General features: G+C 66.7%; 17 protein-coding genes. 13 read left to right on the top strand and 4 right to left on the bottom strand.

The window, feature by feature from the left end:
* Positions 1-48 precede the first annotated feature (48 nt).
* The 3 genes from AC3ITN_RS12405 to AC3ITN_RS12395 all read left to right on the top strand — a co-directional run bounded on the left by AC3ITN_RS12405 (position 49) and on the right by AC3ITN_RS12395 (position 2,610).
* Positions 49-1,197 carry a pyridoxal phosphate-dependent aminotransferase gene (locus AC3ITN_RS12405; RefSeq protein ID WP_489390688.1) on the top strand — a complete coding sequence of 383 codons (1,149 nt, stop codon included), beginning with the start codon at positions 49-51 and terminating at the stop codon, positions 1,195-1,197.
* Positions 1,197-2,009 (top strand): amidohydrolase, encoded by an 813-nt coding sequence (locus tag AC3ITN_RS12400; protein ID WP_489390687.1) that lies wholly within the window; start codon positions 1,197-1,199, stop codon positions 2,007-2,009. Before AC3ITN_RS12405 ends, AC3ITN_RS12400 begins: the two co-directional genes overlap by 1 nt.
* 166 nt (positions 2,010-2,175) lie before the next feature.
* Positions 2,176-2,610 (top strand): hypothetical protein, encoded by a 435-nt coding sequence (locus AC3ITN_RS12395; protein ID WP_489390686.1) that lies wholly within the window; start codon positions 2,176-2,178, stop codon positions 2,608-2,610.
* A gap of 73 nt (positions 2,611-2,683) precedes the next feature.
* On the opposite strand, the gene AC3ITN_RS12390 is transcribed toward AC3ITN_RS12395, so the two are convergent.
* From AC3ITN_RS12390 to AC3ITN_RS12375, 4 genes are all read right to left on the bottom strand, one after another.
* Positions 2,684-3,379, bottom strand: a complete 696-nt coding sequence (locus tag AC3ITN_RS12390) for a hypothetical protein (protein ID WP_489390685.1) — start codon at positions 3,377-3,379, stop codon at positions 2,684-2,686.
* 137 nt (positions 3,380-3,516) lie between these two features.
* Positions 3,517-5,334: a pseudouridine synthase gene (locus AC3ITN_RS12385; protein ID WP_489390684.1), complete on the bottom strand. Its 1,818-nt coding sequence runs from the start codon at positions 5,332-5,334 to the stop codon at positions 3,517-3,519.
* Positions 5,327-6,421 (bottom strand): SMC-Scp complex subunit ScpB, encoded by a 1,095-nt coding sequence (gene scpB / locus AC3ITN_RS12380; RefSeq protein WP_489390683.1) that lies wholly within the window; start codon positions 6,419-6,421, stop codon positions 5,327-5,329. Before scpB ends, AC3ITN_RS12385 begins: the two co-directional genes overlap by 8 nt.
* Positions 6,422-6,436: 15 nt before the next feature.
* Positions 6,437-7,342, bottom strand: coding sequence for a segregation and condensation protein A (locus AC3ITN_RS12375; RefSeq protein ID WP_313346084.1), 906 nt, complete (start codon positions 7,340-7,342; stop codon positions 6,437-6,439).
* Positions 7,343-7,716: 374 nt separating this feature from the next.
* On the opposite strand from AC3ITN_RS12375, the gene AC3ITN_RS12370 reads away from it, so the two are divergent.
* The 10 genes from AC3ITN_RS12370 (at position 7,717) to AC3ITN_RS12325 (ending at position 21,570) form a co-directional block, all read left to right on the top strand.
* Positions 7,717-8,016: a YciI family protein gene (locus AC3ITN_RS12370; RefSeq protein WP_313346086.1), complete on the top strand. Its 300-nt coding sequence runs from the start codon at positions 7,717-7,719 to the stop codon at positions 8,014-8,016.
* The gene (locus AC3ITN_RS12365; protein ID WP_313346089.1) at positions 8,013-8,282 is read left to right on the top strand and encodes a BolA family protein; all 270 of its coding nucleotides are present in this window, start codon (positions 8,013-8,015) and stop codon (positions 8,280-8,282) included. Before AC3ITN_RS12370 ends, AC3ITN_RS12365 begins: the two co-directional genes overlap by 4 nt.
* A 148-nt stretch (positions 8,283-8,430) precedes the next feature.
* Positions 8,431-9,486 (top strand): LacI family DNA-binding transcriptional regulator, encoded by a 1,056-nt coding sequence (locus AC3ITN_RS12360; RefSeq protein ID WP_313346092.1) that lies wholly within the window; start codon positions 8,431-8,433, stop codon positions 9,484-9,486.
* Between the two features lie 114 nt (positions 9,487-9,600).
* Positions 9,601-12,660, top strand: coding sequence for a TonB-dependent receptor (locus AC3ITN_RS12355; RefSeq protein WP_313346095.1), 3,060 nt, complete (start codon positions 9,601-9,603; stop codon positions 12,658-12,660).
* Between the two features lie 235 nt (positions 12,661-12,895).
* Complete coding sequence (locus AC3ITN_RS12350; protein ID WP_313346097.1) at positions 12,896-14,509, top strand: glucoamylase family protein; 1,614 nt, start codon at positions 12,896-12,898, stop codon at positions 14,507-14,509.
* Between the two features lie 27 nt (positions 14,510-14,536).
* Complete coding sequence (locus tag AC3ITN_RS12345; RefSeq protein WP_489392926.1) at positions 14,537-15,838, top strand: sugar ABC transporter substrate-binding protein; 1,302 nt, start codon at positions 14,537-14,539, stop codon at positions 15,836-15,838.
* Positions 15,835-16,716 carry a carbohydrate ABC transporter permease gene (locus tag AC3ITN_RS12340; protein ID WP_313346100.1) on the top strand — a complete coding sequence of 294 codons (882 nt, stop codon included), beginning with the start codon at positions 15,835-15,837 and terminating at the stop codon, positions 16,714-16,716. Before AC3ITN_RS12345 ends, AC3ITN_RS12340 begins: the two co-directional genes overlap by 4 nt.
* Positions 16,713-17,549: a carbohydrate ABC transporter permease gene (locus AC3ITN_RS12335; protein WP_421570268.1), complete on the top strand. Its 837-nt coding sequence runs from the start codon at positions 16,713-16,715 to the stop codon at positions 17,547-17,549. The genes AC3ITN_RS12340 and AC3ITN_RS12335 overlap by 4 nt, the downstream gene beginning before the upstream one ends.
* Before the next feature lie 47 nt (positions 17,550-17,596).
* A complete protein-coding gene (locus tag AC3ITN_RS12330) occupies positions 17,597-20,731 on the top strand; it encodes a discoidin domain-containing protein (protein WP_489392925.1) in 3,135 nt (1,044 codons plus the stop codon).
* Entirely contained in the window at positions 20,728-21,570 is an 843-nt protein-coding gene (locus tag AC3ITN_RS12325) for an endonuclease/exonuclease/phosphatase family protein (protein WP_489390682.1), read from the top strand. The genes AC3ITN_RS12330 and AC3ITN_RS12325 overlap by 4 nt, the downstream gene beginning before the upstream one ends.
* Positions 21,571-21,742: the final 172 nt, after the last annotated feature.

The following is a 21,742-nucleotide window of genomic DNA, read 5'->3' as shown; positions in this document are numbered from 1 at the left end:
TGGATTTCGTACACTTCGGGGTCTCCGCCTTTGATCCCCCGGTTGCCGATGAACCCCCAGACCAAGCTGCCCAAGGTGGGCACCACCATTTTCACCGTGATGTCCCAGCTGGCCGCCGAGCACGGCGCCGTGAACCTGGGCCAGGGCTTTCCGGATTTCTCCGCGCCGCAGCGCCTGGTCGATGAAACCATCAAGGCCATGCACGCTGGCCTGAACCAGTACCCGCCGATGACCGGCGTAGCGCCGCTGCGCCAGGCCATCGCGCAGAAGTCGCTGGACCTGTATGGCGCGCAGGTGGACCCGGATACCGAAATCACCGTCACCAGTGGCGCCACCGAGGCGATCTTCAACGCCATCCACGCCGTGGTGCGCCCGGGCGAGGAAGTGATCGTCCTCGACCCTGCCTACGACTGCTACGAACCCGCCATCGACCTCGCGGGCGCGCGTGCGGTGCACGTGCCGCTGGACCCGCAGACCTTCGCGGTGGACTGGGACCGCGTGCGTGCGGCCATCACCCCGCGCACCCGCCTGCTCATGGTCAACACGCCGCACAACCCGTCCGGGGCCATGCTGACTGCCGACGACATGCAGGCCCTGGCCGACGTGCTGCGTGGCACCGGCATCTACCTCATCTCCGACGAAGTCTACGAACACATCATCTACGACGGCCGCCGCCACGAATCGGCGCTGCGTTACCCGGAACTGCGCGAGCGCGCGTTCGTGATCTCCAGCTTCGGCAAGACCTACCACTGCACCGGCTGGAAGATCGGCTATGCCATCGCGCCGCCGGCGATGAGCGCCGAGTTCCGCAAGGTCCACCAGTACAACACCTTCACCAGCTTCGGCCCGGCCCAGTACGGCTTCGCCGCGATGATCCGCGACGAACCGCAGCACCACCTGGAACTGGGCGCGTTCTACGAGGCCAAGCGCGACCGCTTCCGCGAGCAGCTGCTCACCACCCGGCTCACGCCGCTGCCGGTGCCCGGCGGCTACTTCCAGCTGGTGGACTATTCGGCGATCAGCGACCTGCCGGACCATGAATTCGTGAAGTGGCTGACCATCGAGAAGGGCGTGGCCGCCATCCCGCTGTCGCCGTTCTACGAGACCGCGCCGCAGGGCCAGCGCCTGGTGCGGCTGTGCTTCGCCAAGAACGACGCCACCCTCGACGCGGCGATTGAACGCCTGCAGGTGCTCTGATGACCGCCGCCGAACGCCCGGATCTGCGCGTCTCCCTGATCCAGGGCGACACCCGCTGGCATGACCCGGCCGGCAACCGCGCCTACTACGGTGCGTTGCTGGCACCGCTGGCCGGCCACACCGATCTGGTGATCCTGCCGGAAACCTTCACCAGTGGCTTCTCCAACGAGGCCATCGACCGGGCAGAGGACATGCAGGGCCCCACCGTGGCGTGGATCCGCGAGCAGGCTGCGCTGCTGGGCGCGGCGGTCACCGGCAGCGTGCAGCTGCGGGTGGGCGAGGGCGTGTACAACCGGCTGCTGTGGGCGACGCCCGATGGCGAGCTGCAGTACTACGACAAGCGCCACCTGTTCCGTTACGGCAACGAACACCTGCGCTACGCGGCCGGCAGTGAGCGGCTGAGCGTGGAATGGAAGGGCTGGCGGATCAATCCGCAGGTCTGCTACGACCTGCGTTTCCCGGTGTTCTGCCGCAACCGCTACAACGTGGAGCGTGCCGACGACCTGGACTTCGACCTGCAGATCTTCGTGGCCAACTGGCCTTCGGCCCGGGCCTATCCGTGGCGGACGCTGCTGCGCGCGCGTGCGATCGAGAACCTGTGCTACGTGGCGGCGGTCAACCGCATCGGCGTGGACGGCAACGACCTGCACTATGCCGGCGACAGCGCGGTGATCGATTTCCTGGGCCAGCCGCAGGTGGAGATCCGCGAACGCGAGCAGGTGGTGACCACCAGGATCTCGGCGGCGGCACTGGCCGCGCACCGGGCAAGGTTCCCGGCGATGCTGGATGCGGATAGTTTTGATATCCGGTAGCGGCAGGCGTTGGATGGGGGCGCATGGGCCGCCTGGCACCGCTTGGTTGCCAGGCAGGGCCTGGCACTACTGAACGGTGGTTGCATGCGGGCTGGCGGTCTCATGCGGACCACACGCGCGCGCTGCTAGATTCGGGGCCGTTCTCCACTCCGTACGAGCGCATCCCATGAAGAAACTCTCCCTGGCACTGATCGCGCTGGCTGGCATCGCGGTGGTGCCGGCCGCACAGGCCGCCGGCAACATCGATTGCGAGCTGAAGTACAACCTGTCCGGCTGGTCGGTGTTCTACAAGACCGCGTCGGGCACGGGCACGATCACCTGCGACAATGGCGCAAGCATTCCGGTCAAGATCAGCGTCAAGGGCGGCGGCCTGTCCGTGGGCAAGTCGACCATCACCGACGGCAAGGGCAAATTCTCCGGCGCCTATTCGCTCAACGACCTGATCGGTTCCTACGCATCGGTGGAAGCGCACGCCGGCGCCGACAAATCCAGCAGCGCGCAGGTGGTGACCAAGGGCGATGTGTCGCTGGCCCTGGCCGGCACCGGCAAGGGCTGGGACCTGGGCGTGGCGGGCAGCCGGTTTACCATCGAGCGGCGTTGAGGTCACGTGGGCCGGCCAACGGCCGGCGTTGACGGCAGCAACAAAAAACCCGGCCATTGGCCGGGTTTTTTCGTTACTGCTGCGTACTTGCCCAGGCAAAATGTCCGCGCTGTGGCTCGGGCAATTCTGGCAGGGTGGTGTACATGGTACGCACCGCCCAGCAGGCATCGGCGTCGGTGGCGCCCGGCAGGTTGCTCATCACCCGCCCGATGCGCTCGCGCTCGGCATCGTTCGGAAGCAGCTCCACCAGCGCTGTGGCCGATGCATTGACCTGCGCCTCGGTCACCTGCGTCTTCGGACGCTGCTGCAGCTCGGCCAGCGTGGCTGCGTAGGCGATGTCGAACCATTCGTCGATCGCGCCCTGCGGCAGGGTGGCCAGCGTTTCCAGCATCCGGTCGGTGGTGCGGGAGACCTGGGCGGGGGTGACTGCCTTGGCGATTTCCCCGCACTGCGCTTCCGGCAGCTTCTCCAGCAGTTGGCCCACCAGCAGCGCGCGACGCTCCAGCATCGGCAGCTCCAGGCGGCCGAGCCCGTTCATCGACAGCGTGGCGCCCATTTCCCGCGCCTTGCCCGGTTCGAGGCCCTTCATGCGCGCCATGTACGTCGGCTCGTGGATCAGCTTGCGCGTGACCCGGTCCACCGGGGCGTGCAGCGGGGAGCTCTTCGGGAAGGGGTTCTGCGACGCGGCCAGTTCTTCCTGGAGCTTTCCGCAGGCGGCCAAGCCGAGGCCAAGCACGCACAGCACCAATACACGCAACATCCTTGTCATATGGCCTCCAGGCCGTGTTGGGAATCAGGGCGGTGGGTTGGACGCAAAAGCAGCGGAACCGGCGGAATCGGCGGAGCCAGCGGAGCCAGCGGAGCCAGCGGACTAACAGTCCGCTCTACACAGTCCGCCGACAGGTTTCAGCCGCCGCGCGGGCCGCCGCCACGGTGACCGCCGCCACCCGGGCCGCGGTTGCCGCCGGGACGTGCGCCGCTCGGGCGACCGCCGGGGCCGCCCGGACCGCGTGCGCCGGGACCACCCGGGCCACGGTTGCCGCCCGGACCACCGGGACCCCGGTTGCCGCTGGGGGCACCCGGGCCGCGATTGCCACCCGGGCCGCCCGGACCGCGGTTGCCCGCAGGACGGCCGCCGGTCGGGCGCGCGCTGCCGTACGGGCTGGCGCCCGGATTGGCGTGATCGGACGGGAAGCTCGGGGCATTGCCCGGGTGACCGTACGGATGGCGCTGACCGCCCTGGCTGCTGCGGTTGCCCGCGCCAGCGCCGGCGCCGGCCGGACGGCCCTGGCCGCCGTAGCCGCCACGGCTTTCGCCACGGCCTTCACCGCCGTACCCGCCACGACTCTCGCCGCCGAAGCCGCCACGACCCTGGCCCTGCTCACCGTAGCCGCTACGACCCTGGCCGCCTGCGCCGCCCGGACCGCCCGGACCCTTCGGCTTGCCGTACGGACGGCCCTGGCCGCCGGCACCTGCGCCGGCACCCGGACCACGCGCACCCGGACCACGGGCGGCGCCCGGGCCGGCATTGCGGTGGTTGCTCGGGCCGGTGCTCACGCCGTCCGGCACATACCAGCTGCGGAACGCGGCCGGATTGCCTTCCGGCAGGGCACGGTTGCCCTTGTCCGGGCGCGCCTTGAACGGACGCTGCGACTGCTTGGCCGCCGCTTCGCCGCTGACCGTCAGGCCACCCTTGAAGCCGCCACCCTTGCCACCGCGACCACGGCCGCGCTCTTCGCGCACGTTGTCGAAACGACGCAGTTCGCGGCCTTCGTCGGCCGTGTTGTGGCCGTTGACGTAGGCGTTGCCACGGCCACCGTCGCGCGAGACGCGCACGGTGGTCTTGGCGGCGCGGCGCTGGCCGATCACCGGCTGCAGGGTCAGCGCCGACGGCGCGCCTTCTTCCAGCTTCAGTTCGGCGCGCAGTGCTTCCACCTGCTTGGCCGGCAGCTCGACGGACTGGCCGCGCAGCAGTTCGCGCGGCAGGCTGACCTTGCCGTAGCGGGTGCGCTTCAGGCGGCTGACCTGGCAACCCTGCGATTCCCACAGGCGACGCACTTCGCGGTTGCGGCCTTCCTTGACGACCACGCGGAACCAGTCGTGCGAATCGGTGCCGCCGATGCGTTCGATCTCGTCGAACTTGGCCGGGCCGTCTTCCAGCGCCACGCCGCGCGCGAGGCGGTCGACGATGTTGTCCGGCACCTTCTCTTCGCCTTCCGGTGCACGCACGCGCACGACGTATTCGCGTTCCACCTCGTAGGAGGGGTGCATCATCGCGTTGGCCAGCTCACCGTCGGTGGTTGCCAGCAGCAGGCCGGTGGTGTTGATGTCCAGGCGACCGATCGCAATCCAGCGCGCGCCCTTCAGGGCAGGCAGCGCTTCGAACACGGTCGGGCGACCTTCCGGGTCTTCGCGGGTGGTCACTTCGCCTTCGGGCTTGTTGTAGGCCAGCACGCGCGAGGTCTCGGTCAGCGCGGTGGCAACGAAGCCACGGCCGTCCAGTTCGACCTTGTCGCCGCTCTTGATCGACTGGCCGGTCTGGGCGACTTCTCCGTTGACCTTGACCAGACCATCGGCGATGCGCTGTTCCAGCGCGCGGCGCGAGCCGAGGCCGGCCTGGGCCAGGACCTTGTGCAGGCGCTCTTCGAGCTTGGGCTGGTCGGTGTCGGATTCGCGCTTGAGCGAAAGCTTGTTCAACGACAGCTTGCGGGGGGTGTCACTCATTTACTTGGCTCCGGCCGGCGACGGTTTCGTCGGCCTCTGGTTCGGGATCGGCTTCGTCAACAGCCACGGTCGTCTTCGCGACGGCGTTGTTTTCGGTTTCGTTCTGGTGCGCCGCGCGCTCTCCCGGCGCGGTAACGGGTTCGCCATCGCTGGCGGTCGTATCAGCGTCGTCGTCGGGGAGCGACAACGGCGCGTGGGATGAGGTGTCGTCGGCATCCGCATCCGCGGAGGCCTGGGTATTGTCCTGTTCGGCGTCCTGTTCCGCCAGCCGGGCCGCAGCGAGTGCGGCGCGGGCGGCGGACCGGACGGCGGCCGGGTCCTGGTCCGGTTCGGGCGTGCCGTCCGGTTCCGGCTGGGCGTCCTGGTCGTTCAGCGAGGCCTGGCCTGGCGCTGCGGCGACAGTGTCGTGGCCAGCAACATCGTCGGCGTTGTCGTTGTCGCCAACATCGCCATCGTTGGCCGCGTCGCTGTCCAGCTCGGCGTCCGGGCTGGCGGCGCCGGCGGCGATGCGGCCGGCCGGCTGGCCTTCGTGGTCCAGCGGCAGCTGCGGTTCCAGTTCGCCCAGGTCGCGCAGTTCCGACAACGGCGGCAGCTCGTCCAGGCGCTTGAGCCCGAAGTAGTCCAGGAAGCCCTTGGTGGTGCCGAACAGCGCCGGCTTGCCGGGCACGTCGCGGTGGCCGATCACGCGGATCCATTCGCGCTCTTCCAGGGCCTGGATGATGTTGCTGCTGACCGCCACGCCACGGACCTGTTCGATCTCGCCGCGGGTGATCGGCTGCCGGTAGGCAATCAGCGCCAGGGTTTCCAGGGTGGCACGGGTATAGCGGGTCTTGCGTTCGGTCCACAGCCGGGTGATGTAGCCATGCACTTCATTGGTGACCTGGAAGCGGAAGCCCGAGGCGACCTCGACCAGCTCCACGCCGCGTTCGGCGCAGCCCTCGCGCAGCAGTTCCAGCGCGCGTTCGATGCTGCCCGGCGGTGCCGGTTCCTCTTCGGGGAACAGGCCCTGCAGCTGCGCCAGCGTCAGCGGCTGGCTGGACGCCAGCAGCGCGCCTTCGACAATACGGTTGATCAGCGGTTGATCCATGCGTGGGTCGGGTGCTCAGTCGGTTTCGTTGGCGGCGTCGTTGTCGTCGAACTCGCTGTTGAACTGCAGCGGTTCATTGGTGTTGCCGGCGGCCAGGGACTTGACGTAGATCGGCGCCAGCGGAGCTTCCTGGACGATGTCCAGCAGCTGTTCCTTGGCCAGTTCGAGCAGGGCCAGGAAGGTGACCAGCACCCCCAGCTTGCCTTCTTCGGCGGTGAACAGCATTTCAAACCGGTAGAACTTGCCATCTTCCAGGCGGCCCAGCACGTCGCCCATGCGCTGGCGAACGCTCAGGGCCTCGCGCTTGATCGCGTGGCCGGTAAACAGCTCGGCGCGCTTGAGCACGTCGTACAGCGCCACCAGCATTTCCTTCAGATCCACCGGCGGCGGCAGCTTGATGGCCGCACGATCGGGGACGAAGGCATGCACCAGGCTGGTGTCGCGGTCCTGGCGGGGCAGGGCGTCGATATCCTCGGCAGCCTGCTTGAAACGTTCGTACTCCTGCAACCGGCGCACCAGCTCCGCACGCGGATCGGCTTCCTCGCCTTCGATGCTCGGCGGGCGCGGCAGCAGCATCCGCGACTTCACTTCGGCCAGGATCGCCGCCATCACCAGGTACTCGGCCGCCAGTTCGAAGCGCAGCTCCTGCATGACGTTGATGTACTCGACGTACTGGCGGGTGATCTCGGCGACCGGGATGTCCAGGATATCCAGGTTCTGCCGGCGGATCAGGTACAGCAGCAGGTCCAGCGGACCTTCGAACGCATCCAGGATGACTTCCAGCGCATCCGGCGGGATGTACAGGTCCTGCGGAATCTGCAGGACCGGTTGACCATGCACCACGGCCAGCGGCATTTCCTGCTGCTGTGGGGCGGTCGGCCGGGTTTGCGGGTTCGCGTCGAGCGCGAGTTCGGAGGTCATCAAGATTGACGTCTGTATTGCAACGGACCGGTTGCCGCGCCAGATCCGCATCGGGAACACCCGGGCGGTTGGATCGCAAGCCATGACACGCCTGCGCCGGCGTGGTTTCACATTTCAAACAGCAGGAGCTCGCGCTGCGGGTTGATATCGACGGCGGGTCGATACAGGGAGCAGCGGCAGAACTACAGGAGGTCGTCTACGTGTACTGGTGTGGGGCAGCGGGTCGATCGTCGGTTGGCGGTGAAGCCATCTGCCGACGGGCTGCTGCGTCCAGCCACGTGCAATAGGGACAAGAGTACGGCTTCACGCCCGCAGTGTCCAGCGAGCCGGGCTAGAATCGCCCGGTTCGTTTAGCTGAGCCTTTGGAGTTGCCTGTGTTCTATGTCATTGAAGGGTATGACGGCACCGACGTGCTGGCGGCGCGGCTTGCGGCCCGGTCGGCCCACCTGGCCCGTCTGGAGGCCCTGCGCGATGCCGGCCGCCTGCTGCTGGCCGGTCCCTGTCCGGCCATCGACAGCGAGGACCCGGGCCCGGCCGGCTTCAGCGGCAGCGTGGTCATTGCCGCGTTCGGCTCGCTCGAGGAGGCCCAGGACTGGGCCGCGGCCGACCCCTACGTGGACGCCGGTGTCTATGCGCGGGTGCAGGTGCGCCCGTTCCGCAAGGTGCTCCCATGAACCGGGTCGAACGCATCCGCGCGGCCCTGCAGGCGGCGCTGGACCCCGAACTGCTGGAGGTGGAGGACGACAGCCACCGCCATGCCGGCCATGAGGGCGCCCGCGACGGGCGCGGTCATTTCAATGTGCATGTGGTCAGCGCCGCCTTCGAGGGCAGGCTGCCACTTGCGCGCCACCGGGCCGTCTATGCGGCCCTGGGCACCCTGATGGAGACCGATATCCACGCGTTGTCCATCCGTGCCGAAGCACCTCCCAAAAAGGGCTGAAACCCTTGTCCCGCCTTGTCCCGGTGAGTCCCGGGGCGACCTCCACAAGACATCCCGAGGTTACCGCCGTGCGACATTTGCCTAACGTAGTGTTTACATCGTGCGCTGAAAACGCTTACATTCCGCGCCAAGCCCAGATCTCTAAGCCGTGGAGGGCGGCGAGGTGAACAAGGCAGCGATCACTATCAAAGATGTAGCCCGCGAAGCCAGAGTCTCTGTGGCGACGGTGTCGCGTGCGCTCAATGGCCATGAAAATGTTGCCGAGCCCGTGCGCAAGCTGGTGCTGGAGGTGGCGGCGCGCCTGCGCTACACCCCGCATGCGGCCGCCCGCAGCCTGAGCAGCCGGCGTACCAACACCATCGGTGTGGTGCTGCCTGACCTGTATGGCGAATTCTTCTCCGAGCTGATGCGCGGCATCGACAATGTCGCCCGTGCCCGCCGCCAGCACCTGCTGGTGTCCAGCTACCACGGCGACCAGGAGCAGCAGGGCGCCGCCCTGCGTGCCATGCGCGGCCGGGTGGATGGGCTGCTGGTGCTGTCGCCGTACGCGGAGAGCCCGGGGTTCCTGACCGACAACCTGCCGCAGTCGCTGCCCACGGTGCTGATCAATACCTATCTGCCCGAGCAGGATCATCCGGTGCTGAGCATCGATGACCATGCCGGTGCGATGGCGATGACCCGCCACCTGCTCGAGGTCGGCCACCGCCGCATTGCGTTCATTGCTGGCCCCGACCTCAACTTCGATGCGCGCGAACGCCTGCGTGGCTTCCGCGATGCGCTGTCGGCGTTTGGTGCGGGTGCCGAAGGCATCGAGCTGCCCGGCGACTTCGATGAGGCGTCCGGCCACCGTGCCGGGCAGGAGCTGCTGGCCGCCGGTGCATTGCCCGATGCGGTGTTCGCGGCCAACGACATGATGGCGCTCGGCTGCCTGTACGCGTTGGGGCAGGCCGGCGTGCGCGTGCCCGCCGATGTGGCGCTGGCAGGCTTCGATGACATCCCCCTGGCGCGTTTCGTTCACCCATCGTTGACGACGATGCAGGTGAGTATCGCCGAGCTTGGCGATAAGGCGGCGACGCGTCTGTTGCAGTTGATGGATGGCAACAGCACGGAAACGGCCGGTGACAAGCAGACACTTGTACCGACCCTGATCGTGCGTGATTCAACCGTTCCGACCGCAGGTCGGAACGCGGTCGGAACGCGGTAGGTCACGACCGTCGGTCGTGACACGTTGGAAAGTCGGAACGCGGTATCGGTAATTCACGTAATCAAAAAAAAGACAGGCGGCCGCAAAGACGGTCACCACCACCCGGAGATTTACATGACGTATTCCAATCACAGCACCCGCATGCCGGCACGCCGCCTGCTGACGAGTGCACTGGTCAGCTGCCTGTTGCTGGGCGCTGCACCGAGCCTGATGGCACAGTCGGCTACTTCGTCGCTGCGCGGCCAGGTTGCCCAGGCTGACGCCGGTACCGAAGTGACCGCGACCAACCTGGCCAGCGGCACCGTGCGCCGCGCCACCACCCGCGCCGACGGCAGCTACTCGCTGATGGGCCTGGATCCGGGCACCTACGACGTCGTGGCCAATGGCCAGACCCAGAAGGTGACGGTGACCGTGGCCTCGACCGCGACCCTGAACTTCAGCGGCGCGCCGGCCAACGGCAGCACCGCCAACGCCACCAACCTGGACACGGTCAACGTCGTTGCGCCGACCCTGCTGCAGGAAGTGCGGACCTCCGAAGTGGGCAAGACGGTCAGCCTGCAGCAGATCCAGACCACCCCGCAGGTGTCGCGCAACTTCCTGGAGTTCGCCGACGCGGTGCCGGGCATGATCTTCACCCGTGATGCCAAGGGCAACACCTCGCTGCGCGGCGGTGCCACCAATGCCGACGGCACCAACGTCTACATCGACGGCGTGGGCCAGAAGAGCTACGTCAAGGGCGGCGGCGTGGCCGGCCAGTCCGGCAGCGCCGGCAACCCGTTCCCGCAGCTGGCCATCGGCGAATACAAGGTCATCAGCGGCAACTACAAGGCCGAGTACGGCCAGGTCTCCAGCGCGGCCGTGACCGCGGCGACCAAGTCCGGTACCAACGAGTTCAAGGGTGAAACCTTCTACCGTTATACCAACGAAGACATGCGCGCCAAGACCCCGGCGGAGCGTCAGGTTGGCCAGACCAAGGAAGCGTCGGCCGAGAAGGAATACGGCTTTGCATTGGGTGGCCCGATCATCCAGGACAAGGCGCACTTCTTCGTGACCTACGAAGCCAAGCGCTTCGACCTGCCGGTCACCATCGCGCCGGAAGGCTCGGTCACCAACCGCGTCGGCCTGCTGCCGGCAGACGCCGCCGCCGGCCTCGGCCCGGCCAGCCAGCCGTTCGAGCAGGACCTGATCTTCGCCAAGATCGACTTCGAGCCGACCGACAACGATCGCATCGAGCTGAGCTTCCAGGATCGCGACGAGACCCAGCAGCAGTTCAGTGGCCAGACCGCGCCGGAAGCCGGCCGCGAAGTGGTCAACACCGACCGTCGTTATGCGTTGCGCTGGAACCACAGCGGTGAGCGTTTCTACAACGAAATGATGCTCACCCATGAAGATTCGTTCAACAACCCGACGCCGCTGACCCTGGCCAACGGCATCACCTACACCGCGCCGGACGGCACCGAAGACCGTACCCTGGTGAAGATCGGTGGTGCCTCGGCGCTGGATTCGCAGGTGAAGGGCCAGAAGGGCTGGGCGATTGAAGACAACCTGACCCTGGATGGCATCCAGTGGGCCGGTGACCACACCATCAAGATGGGCGCCAAGTACAAGCAGATCGACCTGTACGCGTCGGATGCGGCACAGATCAACCCGGCCTTCACCTACACGCTGGGCGATCCGGACTTCCCGTCCGACATTCCGTACAAGGCGCAGTTCGTCAAGCCGGTGACCGGCGTGTCGGGCGTGTCGGGCGAAGTGCGTTCGAAGTCCAAGCAGATCGGCCTGTTCATCCAGGACGACTGGCAGGTGAACGACCACCTGCAGCTGAACATCGGCCTGCGCTGGGACTACGAAAAGACCCCGGCCTACCTGGACTTCGTGACCCCGCAGGCCGTGGTCGACGCGATCTACTCGCAGGACCCCCGCGCTGCTGCTGGCCAGACCTACGCCGATTCGCTGGCGCTGGGCGGACTGGACATCAGCAACTACATCAGCACCGGCCACAACCGCAAGGCATTCAAGGATGCCTGGCAGCCGCGCCTGGGCTTCTCGTATGACATCAATGCCGACGAGCAGCACGTGATCCACGGTGGCGCCGGTCGTTCCTACGATCGCGACCTGTTCGACAACCTGCAGCTGGAAACCACCAAGCTGGCCCTGCCGCAGCCGACCATCTACTTCCGCAACCCGGCCACCGGTTCCTGCCTCAATGGCCAGGCCGCCTGCTATGACTGGAACCCGAACCTGCTCAACGGCATCGGCAACCTGCAGTCGCTGGTGGGTTCGACCAGCAACGCCGGCCTGGAAGTGGACCTGCTCAACAACAACCTGAAGGTGCCGTACTCCGACCAGTTCAGCCTGGGCATGAGCAACCAGGTCGGCGACTGGCTGACCGATGCCACCATCGCCCGCACGCTGAGCTACGACGGCTTCGCGTTCACCCTCGGCAACCGTTACCCGACCGGCCAGTTCTTCGATGACCCGCGCCTGTGCGGTGGCAGCGACCCGGGCCTGAGCCAGGCCTGGAGCTGCAACGTGCCGGGCTTCGGCAGCCTGATCATTGGCCAGCAGGGCATCAAGACCCGTGCGACCCAGGTGCTGCTGTCGGCGCAGAAGCCGTTCACCAAGGAAAGCGGCTGGGGCACCTCGGTGGCCTACACCTGGACCACCGCGCGCCACAACCGCGACATCAACGAGAAGTACGCCTTCGACCGCGGCCTGATCGAGGATTACCCGACCATCCGTTCCAACGGCGCGCCGCGCCACCGCCTGGTGGTCACCGGTTCGTATGCCGGCTTCTGGGACATCACCTTCGGCGGCAAGATCACCCTGGCCACCCCGACGGCGGTGAACGACTGGTACCCGGTGCAGCAGTCCACCGGCTTCGACCTGCCGACCCCGGGCGCCGCCGTGCCCAACGGCAACGGCAAGTTCCTGGTCGGTGGCAAGATCTTCGGCTACCGTTCGGTCGACCTGCAGGCGACGAAGACGTTCAAGATGCCGGGCGATACCGAGCTGTACGCGCGTATCGACATCATCAACGTCTTCAACTTCGACAACTTCTCCAACTACAACTACACCAAGTCCAACGGCAAGCTGCTGGCCAGCTACAACGAGACCGGCGATATCGTCGGTACGCCGCGCCAGGTGAAGGCAGAAGTCGGCTTCCGCTTCTGATCGCAACATCCGGCACCGTCCCCCGTGGACGGTGCCGGAGCGGTACCGCCTGCCGGTCTCGATCGGCCGGCGGACTGCACAGGCATGTGTCGTTGGATCATCGACAGATGCGTGTGTGGTGAAGGCATCGGATCCGCCTGAAAACGCGGATTTTTTTAACGGCAGGTCTGTAAACGGTTTCAATCCGTGGGACGCTATGCTCTCCGGTACGAACAAGCGCAAGAGGTGGTGGTCGATGAAGGCACGTCGTGTTCTGGCTCTCGCTGTACTGGCCGTGGCGGTCGTGGGGTGCACGCCGCAGGCCGAGGACAAACCCGCCAAGCCCAAGCCGCCGGTGATCCTGGTGGAGGCCGACGTCCCGCCGCGCCCGATGAAGCCGGAACTGCCGCCGCTGTTCGACGATATCGAACGCCGTACCTTCCAGTTCTTCTGGGACACCACCAACGAAGTGAACGGGCTCAGCCCGGACCGCTATCCATCGCGCCCGTTCGCCAGCATCGCCTCGGTGGGCTACGCGCTGACCGCCTATCCGATCGGCGTGGAAAACGGCTGGGTCAGCCGTACCCAGGCGGTGGACCGCACGCTGTTGACACTGAAGTTCTTCCGCGACCTGCCGATGGGCCCGCAGCGCACCGGCAAGGGTGGTTACAAGGGCTTCTACTACCACTTCCTGGACATGCAGGAAGGCCGCCGCTACGACAGCTGGGTGGAACTTTCCAGCGTGGACACCGCACTGCTGATGATGGGCGTGCTGTTCGCGCAGTCCTATTACACCGGTGACGATGCGCGCGAGAAGGAGATCCGCGACATCGCCGACACGCTGTACAAGCGCGTGGACTGGCCGTGGCTGCAGCAGCGTGCGCCGCTGATCTCGATGGGCTGGTTCCCCGAGAGCGGCTTCATCGACCACGACTGGATGGGCTACAACGAGGCGATGATGGTCTACATCCTCGCCCTTGGCTCGCCCACGCACCCGGTCAGCCCGGACGCGTGGACGGTGTGGACGCGGACCTACGACAACGACTGGGGCGTGTTCCAGGGCCAGGAATACCTGTCCTTCGGCCCGCTGTTCGGCCATCAGTACACCCACGTCTGGATCGACTTCCGCGACATCCAGGACGCGTACATGCGCGAACGCGGCAGCACCTACTTCCTCAACAGCCGTTCGGCCGCACTGGCCCAGCGCGAGTACGCCATCGCCAACCCGATGCAGTGGAAGGATTACGGTGAGAACGTGTGGGGCCTGACCGCCAGCGACGGTCCGCAGAACACCACGCAGGAATTCCGTGGCGAGCAGCGCCAGTTCCGCCACTACTCCTCGCGCGGCGCGGGCCTGCGCGAGAACTTCGACGACGGCACCATCGCCCCGACCGCTGCGATCGCCTCGGTGGTGTTCGCACCCGAAGAGGTGATCCCGGCCACGGTGGAGATGCACAAGCGCTACGGCGACTACATCTATTCCAGCTACGGCTTCCTGGATTCGTTCAACCCCAGCTTCAACTTCGACATCCCGCTCAAGACCGGGCGCATGGTGCCTGATCGTGGCTGGGTGGCCAGTGATTACATCGGCATCGACCAGGGCCCGATCCTCACCATGATCGCCAACTACCGCAATGATTTCGTGTGGGACACGATGAAGAACAACCCGCACATCCGCCGGGGACTTGAGCGCGCCGGGTTCAACGGCGGCTGGCTTACCCCGGAAGGCGAGGACCAGCCGATGGAACTGCAGAAAGACGAGAAAGCCGCGTCGGCCCGTTCGGTCGGTATCGCCGAATCGCGCGCGGCCGCCGCGCAGGAACAGAAGAACAGTTCCAACACCAACCGCAACCAGCCCCAGGGGAAGTAAGCAGTGCCATTGTCGTCGCGCCCCAAGCTGTGGGTGAGTGTTCTGCTGCTGATTGCCGGCAGCCTGTTGTTGAGTGCCTGCCGGAAGGAACCGGAAGGGGTGACCGTGCGTTTCTGGGCCATGGGCCGCGAAGCCGAAGTGGTCAGCGGACTGATCCGCGAATTTGAAGCCGAAAACCCCGGCATCCACGTCGATGTGCAGAACATCCCGTGGACGGCCGCGCACGAGAAGCTGTTGACCGCGTTCGCGGCCGACGGGCTGCCGGATGTGTGCCAGCTGGGCAACACCTGGATTCCCGAGTTCGCTGAACTCAACACGCTCACGCCGCTGCAGCCGTTCGTGGCGCAGTCCAAGGTGGTGGACCCGGCGGACTATTTCCAGGGCATCTGGGACACCAACGTCATCCATGACGAGCTGGTCGGCGTGCCGTGGTATGTCGATACGCGCCTGCTGTACTACCGCAAGGACCTGCTGGCCAAGGCCGGGTTCGACCACCCGCCGCGCACGTGGGACGAGTGGAACACGATGATGGCGGCGATCAAGAAGATGCAGGGTCCGGACCGCTACGCGGTGCTGATGCCGATCAACGAGTTCGAGCAGCAGCTGTCGTTCGCGCTGCAGCAGCCCGATCCGCTGCTGCGCGACCACGACACCCGTGGCAACTTCCGCAGCCCCGGCTTCCGCCGCACGCTGGCGTTCTACGAAAACATGTTCGCCCAGGGCTGGGCACCGCGCATGTCCGAGACGCAGATCTCCAACGTGTGGGACGAGTTCTTCAAGGGCTTCAACGTGTTCTATCTGTCCGGCCCCTGGAACATCCGCGAGTTCAAGAAGCTGCAGCCCAAGGAGCTGGAAGGCAAGTGGGGCACCGCCGCACTGCCGGGTCCGGACGGCCCCGGTGCGGGCATCGCCGGCGGCACCAGCCTGGTGATCTTCCGCGGCTCGCAGCAGAAGGAAGCGTCCTGGAAGCTGATCGAGTTCCTGTCGCGCCCGGCGATCCAGGAGCGCTTCCATTCCATCATCGGTGACCTGCCGCCGCGGCGCAGCACCTGGGAGTACCCCTCGCTGGCCAACGACCCGCTGGCGCAGCCGTTCCGCGACCAGCTGGAGCGGGTGCGACCGACCCCGAAGGTGCTGGAGTGGGAACGTATCGTGCAGGAAATGCGCATCGTCACCGAACAGGTGGTACGCGGTGGGCTGGATCAGGATGTGGCTGTGAATCGATTGGATGACCGCGTGGACAAGGTGCTGGCCAAACGCCGCTGGATGCATGAACAGCGCACGCAGGCCGACGCGCCTGCGGCCCCGGCGGCGGAGGTGAGCCCGTGAAGCAGCGTTCGCTTGCCGGCTGGATCTTCGCCGGGCCGTCCCTGTTGGTCATCGGCGTGTTCTTCGGCCTGCCGGTGGCGTCGGCGCTGGCGCTGAGCATCACCGATTTCGACCTGTATGCCCTGGCCGACGGGGGCAACCTGCGCTTCGTCGGGCTGGGCAACTACATCGACCTGCTGCAGACCCCGATGTTCTGGAAGTCGCTGTGGAACACCACGTACTTCGTGGTGGTCGGGGTGCCGATGTCCATCGGCGTATCGCTGGGCGCGGCCATGCTGCTCAATGCCCCGGCCGCGCGCTTCAAGGCCCTGTTCCGCACCGCGCTGTTCGCCCCGGTGGTGACCACGCTGGTGGCGGTGGCGGTGATCTGGCGTTATCTGTTCCATACCAGCTACGGCCTGGTGAACTACGGGCTGGGCCACCTGGGGATCAGCCCGATCGACTGGCTGGGCGATCCCAACTGGGCCATGCCGACCATCATGCTGTTCGCGGTGTGGAAGAACTTCGGCTACAACATGGTGATCTTCCTGGCCGGTCTGCAGGCGATCCCGCATGACCTGTACGAGGCCGCGCGCATCGACGGCGCGTCGCGCTGGAAGCAGTTCCTGCACATCACCCTGCCGATGCTCGGCCCGGTGCTGCTGGTGGTCGGGGTGATCACCGTGTCCGGCTACTTCCAGCTGTTCGCCGAGCCCTACGTGATGACCCGCGGCGACCCACTGCAGAGCACCGTGAGCGTGCTGTACTTCATGTTCGAGGAAGGCTTCAAGTGGTGGAACCTGGGCCGCGCGTCGGCGGTGGCGTTCCTGCTGTTCCTGATCATCCTGGCCGTCACCAGCATCATGCTGCGTTTCGGCCGCAAGAGGCAGTTGGTATGAGTCGTGAGATTGGCCAGTCGCGCTGGCATGCGTGGTGGGTGAATGGCGGGTTGCTGGTGCTGGCGGCGGTCAGCCTGGCACCGCTGCTGTGGATGCTGTCGGTGTCGTTCATGCCGACCGGCGAGGCGGCGCATTTCCCGCCGCCGCTGCTGCCCTCGTCGGTGACCACCAACAACTACCACGAGCTGTTCGCGCGTACCGGGATGGGCAACAACTTCGTCAACAGCCTGTTCGTCTCGCTGGCGATCACGCTGGGCTCGCTGCTGCTCAACACCATGGCCGGTTATGCCTTCGCCAAGCTGCGCTTCGTCGGCCGCGAACGCATCTTCCAGGTGCTGCTGGCCGCGCTGGTGATCCCGGCGCAGGTGGCCATGCTGCCGCTGTTCCTGCTGATGAAGCAGCTGGGCCTGGTCAACAGTTTCGGCGGGGTGATCGTGCCGGCGCTGGCCAGCGTGTTCGGCATCTTCCTGGTGCGCCAGTACGCGCGCTCCATTCCCGATGAGCTGCTGGAAGCGGCGCGCATCGACGGGGCAGGGGAGCTGCGGATCTTCTTCCAGATCGTGCTGCCCATGCTCAAGCCGGTGCTGGTGACGCTGTCGATCTTCACCTTCATGGGCGCCTGGAACGATTTCATGTGGCCGCTGATCGTGCTGACCGACCAGGAGCACTACACTTTGCCTGTTGCCCTGGCTACGTTGTCGCGCGAACACATCATGGACGTGGAAATGATGATGGCCGGCGCGGTGGTCACGGTGGTTCCGGTGCTGGCCCTGTTCCTGGTGCTGCAGCGCTATTACATCCAAGGTCTTCTGCTGGGGAGTGTCAAAGGGTGAAGCGTGCCGTCGTCGCGGGGGTTCTGGGTCTGAGTGTGGTCTGGTCGCTGGCGGCAACGGCCGCACCTCCGGCGCCGCCGCCGGCGCCGAAGGTCCTGGACAGCTTCGACGACATGTCGCCCTGGAAGCTCGTGGTGTCCGACCAGGTCAGCGGTTCACTGCGCAGCGTGGCCGGTGCCAATGGCGGGCGCGCGCTGTGCGTGGATTACGACTTCCACGAGGTCTCCGGCTACGTCGGCATCCGCCGCGATCTGCCCATCGCCTATCCGGAGAACTACCAGATCGGCTTCCAGCTGCGCGGCGACTCGCCGGGCAACGACCTGCAGTTCAAGCTCATCGATGCCAGCGGCGACAACGTGTGGTGGGTGAACCGGCCCGGCTACACGTTCCCCAAGACATGGACACCGGTGCAGTACCGCCAGCGCCAGATCGACAAGGCCTGGGGACCGGATGCGGACACCACGCTGCGTAAGAGCGCGGCGGTGGAGTTCACCATCTACAACAAGGTGGGCGGGCGCGGCACGGTGTGCTTCGACCGGCTGACCCTGCAGGCACTGCCGCCGGCCGATACGTCCGCGCTGGCACCGTCGGTGATCGCCGATACCGCCACGGCGCTGCAGAGCCGCATCGCCGACGGCAAGCCGGACACGGTGTGGATCAGCGGCGGGGTGCCCGACCAGACCATCAGCCTGGACCTGCACAAGGTGCGTGAGTTCGGCGGCGCGGTCATCCAGTGGCTGCCGGGGCTGGAGGCCACGCGGTACGTGGTGCGCGCGTCCGGGGACGGGCGCAACTGGCGCATGCTGCGCGAGATCACCGCCGGCGGCGGTGGCGACCGCGACTGGCTGGCGTTGCCCGATACCGAGGCCCGCTACCTGCGGTTCGACCTGCAGGCCGGGCGCAGCTGGCGCTACGGCATCCGCGACATTTCGATCAAGCCGCTGGATTTCGCCGAGACCCCCAATGAATTCGTCACGTCGGTCGGTGCCGACCTGACCCGCGGTTTCGTGCCGCGCGGCTTCAGCGGCGAGCAGCCGTACTGGACCCTGCTGGGCCTGGACGGTGGCCGCGAGCAGGCGTTGATCGGCGAGGACGGGGCGCTGGAAGTGGCCAAGGCCAGTTTCAGCGTTGAACCGTTCGTGCTGGTCGACAAGAAGGTGCTGAGCTGGGCCGACGTGGAGAGCCGCCAGTCGCTGCAGGACGACTACCTGCCGATCGCCAGCGTGGACTGGCGCCATGCCAAGGCGGCGCTGCAGGTCACCGGTTTCGTCCAGGGCACGCCGGACAAGGCGCAGCTGGTGGGCCGCTACACGCTGCGCAACCCGGACAAGGTCGCCCACGACTACACGCTGGCGCTGGCCGTTCGCCCCTGGCAGGTCAACCCGCCGCGGCAGTTCCTCAACACGGTGGGCGGCGTGAGCCGGATCGACACGCTGGACATCGCGCCGGGCCAGGTCGAGGTCAACGGTGCGCCGCGGCTGTACCCGGTACAGGCACCGGATGCGGCGTTCGCCACGCCGTTCGATGGCAAGCTGGAGGTGGTGCACCTGGCCAGCGGCACGCTGCCCACGGCCACCGAGGTCCGCGATCCCACCGGCCTGGCCTCTGGCGCGTTGCTGTACCGCTGGCGGCTGGAGCCGGGCCAGAGCCGCGAGGTGGCCATCGTGCTGCCGCAGACGGGGCAGTGGACCACGCCGAAGGACTTCGATGCCGGCAAGGCACAACAGCAGGTCGCGTCGATGTGGCGCACCAAGCTGGACCAGGTGACGCTGCAGGTGCCGGCGGCCGGCAAGCCGCTGGCCGACACGCTGCGCACGGCGCTGGCGCACATGCTGATCTCGCGGATCGGCCCCAGCCTGCAGCCGGGCACGCGGTCGTATTCGCGCAGCTGGATCCGCGACGGGGCGATGATTTCCGAAGGCCTGTTGCGCATGGGCCGCAGCGACGCGGTGCGCGAATACGTGAACTGGTACGCGCCGTACCAGTTCGACAACGGCAAGGTGCCGTGCTGCGTTGACCCGCGCGGTGCCGACCCGGTGCCGGAGAACGACAGCCATGGCGAGCTGATCTTCAACATTGCCGAATACTGGCGCTACACCGGTGACAGCACCTTCCTGGAACTGATGTGGCCGCACGTGCAGGGCGCCTACCAATACATGGAACAGCTGCGCCTCAGCGAGCGCACCGAGGAGAACCGGGCGCGCAACCCGGCGTTCTACGGGATGATGCCGGTGTCGATCAGCCACGAAGGCTATTCGGCCAAGCCGATGCATTCGTACTGGGACAACTTCTGGGCGCTGCGTGGGTACAAGGACGCGGCCATCATCGCCAGCACGCTGGGCAAGGTGGAGGCGATGCAGATGAGTGAATCGCGCGACCAGTTCCGTGACGACCTGCAGGCCTCGCTGCTGGCGGCCACGGCGCTGCACAAGATCGACTACCTGCCGGGTTCGGCGGAGCTGGGCGACTTCGACGCCACCTCCACCACCATCGCGCTGGCCCCGGCCGGTGAGCAGGGCCGGTTGCCGCAACCGTACCTGGACAACACGTTCGAACGCTATTGGACGCAGTTCGTGGAACGCCGCGACGGCAAGCGCGAGTGGAAGGACTACACGCCCTACGAGTGGCGCAACGTGGCCGCGTTCGTGCGCCTGGGCTGGCGCGATCGCGCCTGGCAGGCCACCGAGTTCTTCTTCAAGGACCGCGCGCCGCAGGCCTGGAACCAGTGGGCCGAGGTGGTCTCGCACACGCCGCGCAAACCGTTCTTCGTGGGCGACCTGCCGCATGCCTGGGTGGCGTCGGACTTCGTGCGTTCGGCGCTGGACATGTTCGCCTACAACCGCGACGTGGACGACAGCCTGGTGCTGGCGGCCGGCGTGCCCAGCCGTTGGCTGGAAGGGCAGGGCATCGCGGTGAAAGGGCTGCGCACGCCGCAGGGGCAACTGAGCTACACGCTCAGCCGCAGCGACAAGGTGCTGACCCTGCAGGTGGCACCGGGGCTGATGTCGCCGCCGGGCGGGGTGGTATTGCCCTGGCCGTACAGCGGTGACCCCGGCGACACCACCATCGACGGTGAGCCGGCGCAGTGGGTGAACGGCGAGCTGCGCATCGCGCGCGTGCCGGCCACGGTCGAAGTGCAGATTCCGGCCTCGGTGCGCCGCGCCGAACGCAAGGCGCCATGAGCGGGCGCGGGTCGCTGACCGCGCTTGCGACGGCGCTGCTGGCCTGTGTGCTGGCGGCATCGCCCGCACGTGCCGCCGACACGGGCTCGCCGGGCATGAGCATGGTGACCTTCAACCTGCACCACGACCGCGAGGATTGGCCGCAGCGGCGCAAGGTGATCCTGCGCGAGCTGCAGGCGCTGCAGCCGGATGCGATCGCGCTGCAGGAGGTGATACAGAAGCCTTACGTGCGCAACCAGGCAGCGTGGCTGGCGGGCAAGCTGGGGTACGACTACGCGTTCGTGTCCACCGATCCGCCGGGCCGTTTCAAGCGCTACGGCAACGCGCTGCTGACCCGGCGCCCGGTGCTGGCGCGTGGCGAGCACCTGCTGGCACCGCTCACGGACTACCGGACGGTGGCGCACCTGCGCATCGATGTGGAGGGCCAGGCGGTGAACATCTACGCCACCCACCTCAACGAACGCTCCGATGAGCGCGGCAGCCGGACCCGCAGTGAACAGGTGGCAGACCTGTTGAAGTTCATCGCGACCACGTCGGGCGATGCGCCGGTGGTGATCGCCGGGGATTTCAACGCACTGGTGGACGCAGGCGATCTGAGCGCGTTGCGCCAGCGCTACGGCGACAGTTTTGGCAGCGTGCATGTGAACAACGAGCTGGCGCAGATCAGTACGTTGAACCGCCACTACTATGACGCGCCCTCGCGCATCGACCACATCTTCTTCCAGCAGGACAAGCTGCTTGCCCGCGAAGCGCGCATCCTGTTCGACCAGCCCTACGCCGAAGGCCGCTGGGCCTCGGACCATTACGGGGTATGGACACGGCTGCAGTTCGCCCCGTAAACGCCTACGCCAACGCGTAGAGCCACGCCATGCGTGGCTGCTCTTGCTCGCCGATGGCCCCCAGCTAACTGTCAAAGGGTCGGCGGGGGTGGGTTTGCGGGGGTGTGAGCGGCATGGATGCCGCGACCAAGCCCCCATGGATGGGTTCACGGCGTCCCCCGCAAACCCACCG

It is taken from the genome of Stenotrophomonas sp. KH_036_B, from assembly GCF_057839485.1.
Note: the sequence above shows the minus strand (reverse complement) of the source record. Positions and strands in the feature narration are given on the sequence as shown.

Bases quoted from the DNA above. Each gene is read 5' to 3' on its own strand.
- AC3ITN_RS12405 (WP_489390688.1), top strand. From the start codon at position 49: ATGAACCCCCAGACCAAGCTGCCCAAGGTGGGCACCACCATTTTCACC.
- AC3ITN_RS12395 (WP_489390686.1), top strand. From the start codon at position 2,176: ATGAAGAAACTCTCCCTGGCACTGATCGCGCTGGCTGGCATCGCGGTG.
- AC3ITN_RS12335 (WP_421570268.1), top strand. From the start codon at position 16,713: ATGAGTCGTGAGATTGGCCAGTCGCGCTGGCATGCGTGGTGGGTGAAT.
- AC3ITN_RS12350 (WP_313346097.1), top strand. From the start codon at position 12,896: ATGAAGGCACGTCGTGTTCTGGCTCTCGCTGTACTGGCCGTGGCGGTC.
- AC3ITN_RS12375 (WP_313346084.1), bottom strand. From the start codon at position 7,342: ATGACCTCCGAACTCGCGCTCGACGCGAACCCGCAAACCCGGCCGACC.
- AC3ITN_RS12355 (WP_313346095.1), top strand. From the start codon at position 9,601: ATGACGTATTCCAATCACAGCACCCGCATGCCGGCACGCCGCCTGCTG.
- AC3ITN_RS12365 (WP_313346089.1), top strand. From the start codon at position 8,013: ATGAACCGGGTCGAACGCATCCGCGCGGCCCTGCAGGCGGCGCTGGAC.
- scpB (WP_489390683.1), bottom strand. From the start codon at position 6,421: ATGGATCAACCGCTGATCAACCGTATTGTCGAAGGCGCGCTGCTGGCG.
- AC3ITN_RS12390 (WP_489390685.1), bottom strand. From the start codon at position 3,379: ATGACAAGGATGTTGCGTGTATTGGTGCTGTGCGTGCTTGGCCTCGGC.
- AC3ITN_RS12325 (WP_489390682.1), top strand. From the start codon at position 20,728: ATGAGCGGGCGCGGGTCGCTGACCGCGCTTGCGACGGCGCTGCTGGCC.
- AC3ITN_RS12400 (WP_489390687.1), top strand. From the start codon at position 1,197: ATGACCGCCGCCGAACGCCCGGATCTGCGCGTCTCCCTGATCCAGGGC.
- AC3ITN_RS12385 (WP_489390684.1), bottom strand. From the start codon at position 5,334: ATGAGTGACACCCCCCGCAAGCTGTCGTTGAACAAGCTTTCGCTCAAG.